The following is an 11,237-nucleotide window of genomic DNA, read 5'->3' on the forward strand; positions in this document are numbered from 1 at the left end:
GCCCTACCGTGTCGGCATGTCCGTCCTCGTCTGGCTGCTCGTGGCCCTGCTGCGACTCTCCGGCAGCGGCCCGGCCACCGCCCCGGACGACGTGGCACCACCCGAGCCGCCCGCGGCCGCCGAGGCGTTCCCGGACGACCTGGGTCCGGTGCGCACCCAGGCCCAGATCGAGCAGCGCTTCCTCACCCGCAGCCCGATCGCTGCCTGCGACCTCGCCGTCACCGGGGGCTCGGCCGCCCCGCGGCCCGGCTCCTTCGACTGCCTCCAGGCGGCGGCCGATGCCGGCGACGAGGCAGAGCTGATCGTGACCAGCGAGCTGCCCGACGGCCGCTACGCCGTCTACTACCGGGTCAACCCGGGCGGCCCGCTGGAGATCTTCGTCGACCGGCGCGAGGCGGCCGGGAAGGACTGGGACTACCGCCGCTGCCCGCTCCCCGACGACATCAGCACCTCCACCTGTGACTAGGTCCGGCCCCGTAGATTCGGACCCATGACGGTGCGCGCACGACTCGGCGACGCCCTGTTCCGCCTCACCGCCGGACCCGACGGACCGAAGCACCGCGAGCGCATCCACGGCCGCCCCGGACCGCGGTGGTTCGACCCGGCGTCCCCGATCGGCATCGTCCACGGCGACGCCGCGATGTACGTCGGCGGTCTGCGGGCGCTGCTGCTGCAGACCCTCCACCCGGCAGCGATGACCGCGGTCTCCGAGCATTCCGACTACCGCACCGACATGCTCGGCCGCCTCGCCAACACCAGCCGGTTCCTCGCGGTGACCACCTTCGGCCACGAGGACGACGCGGCCGCGGCCGTCGCGGCCGTGCGGCGCATCCACGAGCGGGTCACCGGGGTCCTCGACGACGGCACGCCCTACCGGGCCGACGACCCCCACCTGCTCGAGTGGGTCCACGTCGCCGAGGTCGACAGCTTCCTGGCCGCCCACCAGGTCTACGGCCGACGGCCGCTCGACCAGGCCGGCCGCGACGAGTACGTCCGGCAGACCGGCGAGGTCGCCCGCCGGCTCGGCGTCCTGGACCCGCCCACGACCGAGGCGGAGCTCGCCGACCGGATCGAGTCGTTCCGCCCCGAGCTGCGCGCGACCGAGCACGCCCAGGAGGCCGTGAAGTACGTCGTGCTGCGCCCGCCGCTGTCGGTCGTCGCCCGACCCGCCTACGGCGTGCTCGTCGCCGCCGCCGTGGGCCTGCTCCCCCGCTGGACCCGCCGACCACTCCGGCTGCCGTGGCTGCCGGTCTCCGAGCGGACCGTCGTCCGCGCCCTCGGGACCGCGGCCACCGGCACGATCCGGTGGGTGATGACGCCGGGCCGTGACTCCGCCCGCGAGCTCGCCGATGCCGGCTGACCTGGCCGCCCGCTGGCCGCTCCCGGACCACGACTCCCTGCGCGACGAGCTGCTGGCGGCGTACGGGACGGGGCGGGGCTACCACGACCTGCGCCACCTCGCCGAGGTGCTCGACCGGCTCGACGACCTCGGCTGCGACGACGACGTCGTCCGCCTCGCCGCCTGGTTCCACGACGCGGTCTACGAGGGCCGACCGGGTGACGAGGAGCGGTCGGCGCAGTGGGCGGAACGGGCCCTGCCCGCCGACCTGGGGCCGGCCGTCGCGCGGCTGGTGCGCGTGACCGAGCGCCATGACCCGGCGGCCGACGACGAGCCCGGGCGACTGCTCTGCGACGCGGACCTCGCGATCCTCGCCGCACCCGCGGACCGCTACGCCGACTACGCCGCCGACGTCCGCGCCGACTTCGCCCACGTGTCCGACGCCGACTTCGTCGCCGGTCGCGGCGCGATCCTCGCCGAGCTGCTGTCCCGGCCCGCGCTCTTCGCGACCCAGCGGGCCCGCGACCTCTGGGAGGACGCCGCCCGCGACAACGTCGCGGCGGAGCTCGCCCGGCTGCGGGACGCGCCGTGAGGGCGGCGCGGGTCGTGGTCGCCGCAGCCGCCGCTCTCCTGGCGGGGTGCGGCAGCACGACGGTCAGCTGCGGCCCTGCGCGCCGCCGGTGTCCCTGGGCCTCGCCGGGATCTCGACGGAACACCCGGTGCACGCCACCGCCTGCGTCGAGGGGTGGGGGTGCCAGCCCATCGAGGGAACGGCCGGCACCACGATGATCCTCGAGCCCCCCGAGGGCGTCGGGGCCGCCGACGCCGAGGGCCTCACCGTCACCGTCACCCTGCGCGGGCGCCGGGGCGCCACCCAGCCCCGTGGTGAGGGCCGGTTCGTCTACCGTCCGGGCGGCTCCGGCGAGTGCAGCTGCTCGTGGAGCCAGGCCGACGTCACGCTCACCCGGTCCTGACTCACGTCTCGGTCTTGCGGCGCCGCAGCCCCGCGGCGATCAGCCGCGAGACCAGCTCACGGGACGACACGGGCGTGGCGCCGAGCTCGACCATCGCGTCGTACCACTCCTCGGGCACGTCGTAGTGGTCGCGGTCGAAGCCGCGCTCGGGGATGCCGGCCTCGCGGGCGAAGACGTGGAGCTCGTCGTAGGAGGTGTCACTGGCGAGGTGCGACCAGAGTCGGCCACGCCCCTCCGCGAGCGGCGGGTCGATGAGGATCATCCGGCCGACGCGGACCTCTCGGCGAGCGCGACCGCGTCGTCGAGGAGCAGCCGCCACGACCGGACGTGCCCGGCGTCGACGTAGGCCTTGTCCGTGCCGCCCGGGCGCACCTGCGCCCCGACCTGGAAGGAGCGGACGCCGACCCGGACCAGCCAGGGGACGTGCTCGCCGGCGAGCCCGCCGGCGGCGACCAGCCGCTCGGCGATCCGCGGCCAGCGGGTGGCCAGCGCCAGCAGGTCGTCGTAGCCGACCGCGAGGCCGCGGGGCGACCCCGCCGACTGCACGCCGACCAAGCCGGGGATCTCGAGGACCGTGGCCCACGCGCGCTCCGGCTCGAGGGCGTCGTCGAAGCCGCGGTGGAAGACCCAGGGCACGCCGACCATCGCCTCGGCGACGTGGGTGGTGACCTCGACGTCGACGCGGAGGTCGGGGTCGAGGAAGCCGAAGGAGAGGCCCGCCGCACCGCAGCGCAGGAAGTCCTCGGCGAGGCCGACCAGCCGTGCGAGCTCGCCGCCCGTCGTGGTCCAGGTGTCGTTGAGCCGCAGCCGGACGTGGACCGGGAGCTCGGACTCGCGACAGACCGCGGAGACCAGGGCCGGCTCGGGTGAGAGGTCGGCCTCGCCCACGAGGTGGAGCCGGTCGGCGCCACCCTCGTCGGCGCCCGCCACGTCACCGGGGTGGCGGACCAGCACCTCCAGCAGGGCCTGGGCCATGCCCCCACGGTAGGGCCGCCCTCACCCGACCGGGTGTCGCCGCGCCCACCGGCGCGGCACAATCGAGGGGTGGACCACCGGCTGTACCTCTCCGCGCGAGCCCAGGTCCTCGCCGACCTCGCCGCCCGCCAGCGCGCCACCCCCGACCTGGTCTCGGCGCTGGAGGACGCGGTCTCCTCACGCCGGTGGTGGGCCGAGCAGTGGCCCGAGGGCGCGATCTACGTCGCGGGCCTGGTCGCCCAGGACGTCCAGGACGCCGCGCTCGACGGCGGCGAGCGCTGGCCCGTGTGCCGGACCTGCGGTGACGCGCCGGAGCACGCGCTGCACATCCAGCCCGACCTCGGCGGTCCCGACCCGTGGTGGGTGTGCGAGGAGTCGGGTCAGGCGGTGGCCGCACTGGGCCGGCTGGACGGGTGACGGACCCGGATCAGCGTCGGGTCAGTGGTCCTCGCCGAGCTGGACCCACCAGGTGAAGCGGTCGGCGCGATAGACCGAGCGCGACACCTCGACGACCTTCTCCTCGGCGATCGCGCGCCGCGACTGGCGCAGCACCGGACTGCCCTGGGCGACCTCCAGGAGCTCGGCCTCCTGCTGGCCGGCGATGTCGGCGGCGATGGAGTCCTCGGCCCAGGTCGGGCGCAGGCCGCGCGAGTCGAGGGCGTCGTAGAGGCTGGTCGGCATGCCCGACTGGAGGAAGCCCGGCAGCAGCACCTCGTTGAGGTAGGCGTCCTCGAGGCACATCGGCAGCCCGTCGGCCCGACGCAGCCGCTTCCAGTGGATGACCGCGTCGCCGGGGGTCACGCCGAGCGCGCGGGCGACACCGGGGCCGGCCTGCTCACGACGGGCCAGCAGGGTCTGGGACTCGGCGAGGAGGCCGCGGGCCGCCATCTCCTCCGAATAGCTCAGCAGCCGGCCGACGTCGCGGCGCGGCTGGGCGACGAAGGTGCCCCGACCCGGGATCCGCTCGAGCAGCCCCTCGCCCACCAGGGCGTCCATGGCCTGCCGGACGGTCATCCGGGCGACGTGGAACTGGTGGACCAGCTCGCGCTCCGAGGGCGCCGCGGTGCCGGGCTCTGCGTCACGCAGCAGCCCTCGCACGTACTCCCGGACCTGTACGTGCTTCGGCACGCCGGTACCAGTCATGAGCCCCTCCACGTCTGGCATGGTATGGGCCACCGGACGCAACGCGCGGAAAAATGGACAACCTGTTACCGAACACGTGTTCGATCGAGTGCTAGCGTCGGGCCATGCAGTTCCAGGCGGACCTCTTCGAGTCGGGTCTCCAGACCGGTGGTCCGGGCCCGCTGGCGCCCGACCGCACCGACCTCGGCCGCGGCGCGTGGCTCGACGTGCAGCGCGCGTGGCTGCCCGACGCCGACGACGTCCTCGCGACGCTGGTGCGCGACGTCCCGTGGCGCATCGAGCGCCGCGAGATGTACGACCGCATCGTCGACATCCCGCGCCTGCTCTACACCTACATGATCGGCGAGGAGCTGCCCCACCCCGCGCTGACGGCCGCTCGCGAGGCCCTCGGCGACCACTACGAGCCCGAGCTCGGCGAGCGGTTCCGGACGGCCGGCTGCTGCTACTACCGCGACGGCCGCGACAGCGTCGCCTGGCACGGCGACACCATCGGCCGCGGCTCCACCCACGACACGATGGTCGCCATCGTGTCCGTCGGCGACCCCCGCCGGCTCGCGCTCCGCCCGCGCGGCGGTGGCGAGTCGCTCTCGGTCGAGATGGGTCACGGCGACCTGGTCGTCATGGGCGGGACCTGCCAGCGCACCTTCGAGCACGCCGTCCCCAAGGTCGCCTCGGCCGGCCCGCGCCTCTCGGTCCAGTTCCGCCCCTTCAACGTCTTCTGACCCCGAGGGGCGAGGCCGCGTTGGCGGCGGCGGCGTAGCGTCGAGGGCATGACGCAGGCCCCGACCGCGGGACGCGCTCCGGCGGGGCGCCAGGTGCTGGCCCTGGTGCGCGCCAGCCACCCGGGCCCCACGGTCGCCGTGACCGCCCTGGCGTCGGCCTACGCAATGTCGCTGGGGCAGCCCGCCGACGTCCTCGCCCTGGTGGCGGCCGCGGTGCTCGCCGGCCAGCTGTCCATCGGGTGGTGCAACGACGTCGTCGACGTCGCGCGCGACCGGCAGGTCGGACGCGCGGACAAGCCGGTGGCCACCGGCGAGGTCCCGTTGTCCGTGGTGCGCGCGGCGTGCGCCCTCGCGCTGGTGGCGACCGTGGTGCTCTCGTTGGCCACCGGCCTGCTCGCCGGGCTCGTGCACCTGGTCTGCGTCGCGGCGGGATGGGCCTACGACCTGGGCCTCAAGGCCACCGCCCTCTCGTGGGTCCCGTACGCCGTGGCGTTCGGCCTCCTCCCGGGCTTCGTCTCCCTCGCCGATCCAGGCGGGTGGCCCGCGTGGTCGGTCCTGCTGGCGGCGGCGCTGCTGGGCGTCGGCGCCCACCTGCTCAACGCCGTGCCCGACCTGGCGGACGACGCCGCGACCGGGGTGCGCGGCCTCCCCCACCGCCTCGGGGCGCGGCGCTCGACCGTGCTCGCCGTCGCCGCCCTGGGTGCGGCGACGCTGCCGCTCGTGCTGTCGGTGCCGGAGGTCTCCCTCGCCGCGCGGGCCACCGTGGCCGTGCTGGTCGCCGGCTGCGCCGTCGCGGCCCTGACCGGTCGGGGCCGCTGGCCGTTCCGCGCAGCCATCGCGATCGCCGCGCTCGACGTCGTGCTGCTGGTGGTCGCTGCGTGACCGCGCGGGAGTCCTTCGACCTCGCCGTGGTGGGTGCCGGTCCGGCCGGCAGCGTGGCCGCCCTGGCCGCACTGCGGGCCGAGCCCGGCCTGCGGGTGCTGCTGGTCGACCGGCACGACTTCCCGCGGGACAAGAGCTGCGGCGACGGGATCGCGCCGCACGTGCTCGAGGTGCTCCGTCCGCTGGGTGCGGCCGACGTCGTCGACGGGTGGGCTCCGCTGACACGGCTGGAGCTCTCGCGGGGGTCGCGGCAGGTCGCCGGGGCGATGGGCCGTCCCGTCCACGTCGTCCCACGCGAGGTCCTCGACGCCCGTCTGGTCGAGCGGGCGACCGTGGCGGGAGCCCTGCTGCGTCGACACCGCGTGCGCCGCGTCGTGGCCGCCGACGACCGGGTGCTGCTCGACGACGGGCTGGAGGCAGCCGTCGTGGTGGGCGCCGACGGGGCCCACTCCGCGGTGGCCCGGGCCCTGGGCCGGACGCCTGCCGGCCAGCGCGCCGTGGCCCTGCGCGGCTACGCGCCGACCCCGCCGGGCCGTGCCGAGCGCCAGGTCATCCGCTACGGCGAGCGCCGCCAGCCCTCCTACGCCTGGTCCTTCGACCGGGGCGACGGGTGGTCCAACGTCGGCTACGGCGAGCTCGTCGGTGGCGCCGACCCACCCACGCGCGCGCTGCTGCTCGACCAGCTCGAGGAGCTGCTCCCGGGCAGCGTCCCGCAGGGCCGGCAGTGGCGCGGCCACCCGCTGCCCCTGTCGGGCTGGGCGTGGGGCGGCGTCCAGCCCGCCGGCCCGGTGCTCCTGGCCGGCGACGCCGCCGGGTTGGTCAACCCCATGACCGGCGAGGGCATCTACTACGCCGTCGCCACCGGAGCAGCCGCGGGCCGGGCCGCGGTCCGCGCCCTGCGCGAGGGAGCTCCCGGCGCGGCCGGCGACCTCTACCGGCGCGACGTACGGCGCCTGCTCGGCCGCCACCTCCACCACACGTGGGCCGCCGCGCGGCTGAGCCGGTCCCCCACGGTGGTCGGTGCCGGGATCGACGCGGCCGCCCGTGACCGGCACGCCTTCGACGCCCTGGTCGAGCTCGGTCTGGGCGACGGCCGCATCACGCGCCGGCTGGCGACGGGGCTCGCCACCAGCCTGCTGACGAAGCGAGGAGCAGCGACATGATGGAGATCAGCGCGGTGCGGGGGGCGCTCCCGCCCCACCGTCACAGCCAGGCGGAGGTCACCGACGCCTTCGCGGAGGTCATCGCCCGCGGCGACCTCGACCAACGGGTCCTGCGCCGGCTCCACGCCAACGCCGGGGTGGACCAGCGCCACCTCGTGCTCCCGATCGGCGACTACGCCGCGCTCGGCGACTTCGGCGAGGCCAACGACCTGTTCATCGAGCACGCCGTCGCCCTGGGCGCCCAGGCGCTGGAGGACGCGCTGAAGGCGGCCGACCTGACCCCCAGCGACGTCGACGCGATCTTCTGCGCGACCGTCACCGGCCTCGCCGTGCCGAGCCTCGACGCGCGCATCGCCGGGGTGCTGGGGCTGCGGCCCGACGTACGCCGCACCCCGCTGGTGGGACTGGGCTGCGTCGCCGGCGCGGCCGGCATCGCCCGCCTCCACGACTACCTGGCCGGACACCCCGACCACGTGGCGGCGCTCGTGACGGTGGAGCTGTGCTCGCTCACCGTCCAACGCGACGACACGTCGGTCGCCAACCTCGTCGCGAGCGGCCTCTTCGGCGACGGGGCGGCGGCGGTCGTCGCCCACGGCCCGCGCGGCTCGGGCGCGGTCGAGGTCGTCGACTCACGCAGCCGCCTCTACCCCGACAGCGAGCGCACCATGGGCTTCGACGTGAGCCACCGGGGCCTCAAGATCGTGCTCGACGCGGAGGTCCCGAACGTCGTCCACCGCTACATCCGCGGCGACGTCGAGGCCTTCCTGGCCGACCACGGGCTCACCCTCGACGACGTCGGGTGGTGGGTCTGCCACCCCGGCGGGCCGAAGGTGATCGACGCCGTGCGCGACTCCCTGGGGCTGAGCGAGCACGACGTGTCGCTGACCCGCGCCTCACTCGCCCGGATCGGCAACCTCTCGTCGGCCTCGGTGCTCCACGTCTTCGAGGACACCCTGCGTGACCGGCCGCCGCCGCCGGGGAGCCACGGGATGCTCCTGGCCATGGGGCCGGGCTTCTGCTCCGAGCTGGTGCTGCTCCGGGCCCGCGAGGAGGAGTCGTGACGTCCCTGGCCGCCTTCACCGTCGTGGTCCTGATCGTGGCCCTCGAGCGCCTGGCCGAGCTGGTCGTGTCGAAGCGCAACGCGGCCTGGAGCCTGGCCCGCGGGGGCGTCGAGACGGGGCGCGGCCACTACCCCGTCATGGTCGTCCTCCACACCGGCTTCCTCGCCGCGATGCTGCTCGAGGCGTTCCTGCGTCGCCCGGACGTCGCGCCCGTGCTGGCGTGGTCGATGCTGCTGCTCGTCGTCGCCTCGCAGGCGCTGCGCTGGTGGTGCATCGCCACCCTGGGCCGACGCTGGAACACGCGGGTGATCGTGGTCCCCGGGATGGCGCCCGTCCGCTCGGGCCCCTACCGGCTGGTCCCGCACCCCAACTACGTCGCCGTCGTCGTCGAAGGCATCGCCCTGCCGCTGATCCACGGCTGCTGGTGGACGGCGCTGGCGTTCACGGTCCTCAACGCGGCGCTGCTGACGGTGCGGATCCGCGTCGAGGCGGCAGCGCTCGCCACGCTCCCGGAGGCGAGCCGTGCCTGACCTCCTCGTCGTCGGCGGCGGACCGGTCGGCCTGGCCACCGCCCTCGAGGCCGCCCGGCTCGGGCTGGCCGTCGAGGTGAGGGAGCGGCGTCGCGGGGTGGTCGACAAGGCCTGCGGCGAGGGTTTGATGCCGGGAGCGGTGCAGGCGCTCTCACGGCTCGGCGTACCGCTCGAGGGCGTGCCGATCGCCGGCATCCGCTATCTCGACGGCTGCCACGAGGCCCAGGCCGACTTCCGCACCGGCCCCGGTCTCGGCGTGCGCCGTACGACGCTCCACGCAGCGCTGCGCGACGCGGCCCGCGACGCGGGCGTGGTCCTCGTCGAGCGGCCGGTCCGGGAGGTGCTGCCGACGCCGAGCGGCGTCCTCGTCGACGGCGACGAGGTCGGCTGGGTGGTCGCCGCCGACGGCCTCCACTCACCGGTGCGCCGCATGCTCGGCCTGGACGGCGCGCCCGCGCGGCGTCGGCGCTACGGGCTGCGCACCCACGTGCGGACCGCGCCGTGGTCGCGCCACGTCGAGGTCCACTGGTCGCCGCGTGCCGAGGCCTACACGACGCCGGTGGCCGAGGACCTGGTCGGCGTCGCCGTGCTCACGACCGCGCGAGCGCCGTTGCCCGTCCTGCTCGAGGACTTCCCGGGACTCCGTGGCCGGATGGCCGGTCGCGAGACCACCCGGGTCCTCGGGGCGGGACCGTTGCGCCAGCGCTCGCGAGCCCGCGCGTCGGGCCGGGTGCTGCTCGTCGGCGACGCCGCGGGCTACGTCGACGCCCTCACCGGCGAGGGCCTCGCGGTCGGGCTCGCCCAGGCCCGGGCCGCCGCGCAGGCCGTCGCGGCGGCGGACGTCCCCGGCTACGAGGCCGCGTGCCGCCGCATCGGGCGACGCCACGACCTGCTCACGGCGGGGCTCCTCGCCGTGACCGGCGTCCCGGTGCTGCGACAGCGGCTGGTCGGCGCGGCCAGCCGGCTGCCGCGCGTCTTCGAGGTCGCGGTCGACCAGCTGGCGAGGCCGGCGTGAGCGGCCACGAGGAGCTCGTCGTGCTCCTGGACGACGACGGCCGCGCGATCGGCACCCACCCGAAGGCCACCGTGCACCACGACCGCACGCCCCTCCACCTCGCGTTCTCCTGCTACCTCCTCGACGCCGACGACCGGCTGCTGCTCACGCGCCGCGCCGGGACGAAGAAGACGTGGCCCGGCGTGTGGACCAACACCTGTTGCGGCCACCCGGGCCCCGGCGAGACGGTGGGCGCGGCCGTCGAGCGTCGTCTCCACGACGAGCTCGGGCTCGCAGTGGTCGACCTGCGGCTCGCGCTGCCGGGCTTCCGCTACCGGGCGGTGATGGCCGACGGCACCGTGGAGAACGAGATCTGCCCGGTCCTCGTCGGCCGGTGCCGCCACCCGGGCGACCTCGACCCCGACCCGGAGGAGGTCGGCGCGACCGAGTGGGTCCCCTTCGAGGACCTACGCCGCGACGTGCTGTCGGGGGCGAGGGAGGTGAGCCCCTGGTGCCGCCAGCAGCTCGACCAGCTGCCGGACCACCCGGGGTCCGCGCCGCCCGCCACCGACCCGCTGCCACCGGCCGCCCGCGCCTGAGTCGTCACACCTGCTCGGCGGGGCACCACCACGTGGTCCGCCCGCCGACGGTCGCCCGCTGCATCTCCTCGCCGCACCGCGGGCAGCGACCGCCCGGCGTGCGGTGGGCGACGACCTCGCCGGTGTGCACGCCCCCGCGCCGGATCGCGGCCGTCGTGGCCCTCCGCAGCGCACGGTGCAGCCCCGTCAGCTCGTCCCGGTCGAGCGTGTCGACTCGGCGTCGCGGGTCGAGGCGGGCCTGCCAGAGCGTCTCGTCGGCCAACAGGTTGCCGACCCCGGCCACGACCGACTGGTCGAGCAGCCGGGCCTTCACCGGCGCCGTCCCGCGCCCCACCCGCTCGCGGAACTCCCCCACCCGCACCTGCTGGGCGTCGGGGCCGAGCCGGTCGAGGTCGGGGTCGAGGCGCACCCGGCCGAGTCGTCGCTTGTCGAAGAGACGCAACGACCCGCCGTCGGCGAAGGTGATCGTGAAGCGGTCCCACTCCGGCTTGCGGTCGGACCGCTCGGCGCCGCCGCCGTAGCGACCGCCCAGCCAGTCGCCGCCCTCGGTGCGCTCGCCGTCGGGACCGGTGACCAGGATCCGTCCACTCATCCCGAGGTGGAGGCCGAGCAGCGGCCCGTCGTCGGAGGTCTCGCACCACATGCTCTTGCCACGGCGGCGGGCGGCGACGAGACGCCGGCCCCGGAGCGCGTCTCGGATCTCACCGGGCGCGTGCGGCCGGCACTCCCACGTGTCGGAGTCGTCGACGTCCGCGATCTCGCGGTCGAGGGCCCCCTCCTCCACGGTCCGCCGGGCGCTCTCGACCTCGGGCAGCTCAGGCACACCAGCACGCTAGCCGCGTGGCCAAGCGGGTC

The 11,237-nt window shown here is 75.8% G+C and carries 16 protein-coding genes; 12 read left to right on the plus strand and 4 right to left on the minus strand.

Features of this window, described 5'->3' with window-relative positions; genetic code table 11:
- The first annotated feature begins 16 nt into the window (after positions 1–16).
- Genes ABD091_RS05860 through ABD091_RS05875 form a run of 4 tightly spaced genes read left to right on the plus strand, consistent with a single transcriptional unit; the run spans position 17 to position 2,313 of the window.
- Positions 17–466 (plus strand): hypothetical protein, encoded by a 450-nt coding sequence (locus tag ABD091_RS05860; protein ID WP_343916344.1) that lies wholly within the window; start codon positions 17–19, stop codon positions 464–466.
- A gap of 24 nt (positions 467–490) precedes the next feature.
- The gene (locus ABD091_RS05865; protein WP_343916346.1) at positions 491–1,360 is read left to right on the plus strand and encodes an oxygenase MpaB family protein; all 870 of its coding nucleotides are present in this window, start codon (positions 491–493) and stop codon (positions 1,358–1,360) included.
- Entirely contained in the window at positions 1,350–1,931 is a 582-nt protein-coding gene (locus tag ABD091_RS05870; protein WP_343916349.1) for an HD domain-containing protein, read from the plus strand. Before ABD091_RS05865 ends, ABD091_RS05870 begins: the two co-directional genes overlap by 11 nt.
- 46 nt (positions 1,932–1,977) lie before the next feature.
- Positions 1,978–2,313, plus strand: coding sequence for a hypothetical protein (locus tag ABD091_RS05875; protein WP_343916351.1), 336 nt, complete (start codon positions 1,978–1,980; stop codon positions 2,311–2,313).
- Between the two features lies 1 nt (position 2,314).
- Here the strand turns inward: ABD091_RS05875 and ABD091_RS05880 are convergent, their stop codons facing one another.
- Both ABD091_RS05880 and ABD091_RS05885 read right to left on the minus strand, forming a co-directional pair.
- On the minus strand, positions 2,315–2,575 hold the full coding sequence (locus tag ABD091_RS05880; protein ID WP_343916353.1) for a DUF4031 domain-containing protein: 261 nt from the start codon (positions 2,573–2,575) through the stop codon (positions 2,315–2,317).
- A complete protein-coding gene (locus tag ABD091_RS05885) occupies positions 2,572–3,288 on the minus strand; it encodes a copper homeostasis protein CutC (RefSeq protein WP_343916355.1) in 717 nt (238 codons plus the stop codon). Before ABD091_RS05885 ends, ABD091_RS05880 begins: the two co-directional genes overlap by 4 nt.
- A gap of 69 nt (positions 3,289–3,357) precedes the next feature.
- On the opposite strand from ABD091_RS05885, the gene ABD091_RS05890 reads away from it, so the two are divergent.
- On the plus strand, positions 3,358–3,705 hold the full coding sequence (locus ABD091_RS05890) for a hypothetical protein (protein WP_343916357.1): 348 nt from the start codon (positions 3,358–3,360) through the stop codon (positions 3,703–3,705).
- Positions 3,706–3,726: 21 nt separating this feature from the next.
- Here the strand turns inward: ABD091_RS05890 and ABD091_RS05895 are convergent, their stop codons facing one another.
- Positions 3,727–4,443 carry a GntR family transcriptional regulator gene (locus ABD091_RS05895; RefSeq protein ID WP_343916359.1) on the minus strand — a complete coding sequence of 239 codons (717 nt, stop codon included), beginning with the start codon at positions 4,441–4,443 and terminating at the stop codon, positions 3,727–3,729.
- A 92-nt stretch (positions 4,444–4,535) separates the two neighbouring features.
- Here ABD091_RS05895 and ABD091_RS05900 point away from each other — a divergent pair, with 92 nt between their 5' ends.
- From ABD091_RS05900 to idi, 7 genes are read left to right on the plus strand one after another with little or no spacing between them, the layout of a single operon-like run.
- Positions 4,536–5,153, plus strand: coding sequence for an alpha-ketoglutarate-dependent dioxygenase AlkB (locus ABD091_RS05900; protein ID WP_343916361.1), 618 nt, complete (start codon positions 4,536–4,538; stop codon positions 5,151–5,153).
- 48 nt (positions 5,154–5,201) lie between these two features.
- Entirely contained in the window at positions 5,202–6,035 is an 834-nt protein-coding gene (locus tag ABD091_RS05905) for a UbiA family prenyltransferase (protein ID WP_343916363.1), read from the plus strand.
- On the plus strand, positions 6,032–7,198 hold the full coding sequence (locus ABD091_RS05910) for a geranylgeranyl reductase family protein (RefSeq protein ID WP_343916364.1): 1,167 nt from the start codon (positions 6,032–6,034) through the stop codon (positions 7,196–7,198). Before ABD091_RS05905 ends, ABD091_RS05910 begins: the two co-directional genes overlap by 4 nt.
- Positions 7,195–8,259 carry a type III polyketide synthase gene (locus tag ABD091_RS05915; protein ID WP_343916366.1) on the plus strand — a complete coding sequence of 355 codons (1,065 nt, stop codon included), beginning with the start codon at positions 7,195–7,197 and terminating at the stop codon, positions 8,257–8,259. The genes ABD091_RS05910 and ABD091_RS05915 overlap by 4 nt, the downstream gene beginning before the upstream one ends.
- Positions 8,256–8,789 carry an isoprenylcysteine carboxyl methyltransferase family protein gene (locus ABD091_RS05920; RefSeq protein WP_343916368.1) on the plus strand — a complete coding sequence of 178 codons (534 nt, stop codon included), beginning with the start codon at positions 8,256–8,258 and terminating at the stop codon, positions 8,787–8,789. The genes ABD091_RS05915 and ABD091_RS05920 overlap by 4 nt, the downstream gene beginning before the upstream one ends.
- The gene (locus tag ABD091_RS05925; RefSeq protein ID WP_343916370.1) at positions 8,782–9,804 is read left to right on the plus strand and encodes an NAD(P)/FAD-dependent oxidoreductase; all 1,023 of its coding nucleotides are present in this window, start codon (positions 8,782–8,784) and stop codon (positions 9,802–9,804) included. Before ABD091_RS05920 ends, ABD091_RS05925 begins: the two co-directional genes overlap by 8 nt.
- Positions 9,801–10,382 carry an isopentenyl-diphosphate Delta-isomerase gene (idi, locus tag ABD091_RS05930; protein WP_343916372.1) on the plus strand — a complete coding sequence of 194 codons (582 nt, stop codon included), beginning with the start codon at positions 9,801–9,803 and terminating at the stop codon, positions 10,380–10,382. Before ABD091_RS05925 ends, idi begins: the two co-directional genes overlap by 4 nt.
- 4 nt (positions 10,383–10,386) lie before the next feature.
- Here idi and ABD091_RS05935 read toward each other — a convergent pair whose 3' ends face one another.
- Positions 10,387–11,205, minus strand: coding sequence for an Fpg/Nei family DNA glycosylase (locus ABD091_RS05935; protein WP_343916374.1), 819 nt, complete (start codon positions 11,203–11,205; stop codon positions 10,387–10,389).
- Between the last annotated feature and the right edge of the window lie 32 nt (positions 11,206–11,237).

Origin of the sequence: Nocardioides aestuarii, assembly GCF_039527245.1 — a bacterium.
Lineage (GTDB): Bacteria > Actinomycetota > Actinomycetes > Propionibacteriales > Nocardioidaceae > Nocardioides > Nocardioides aestuarii.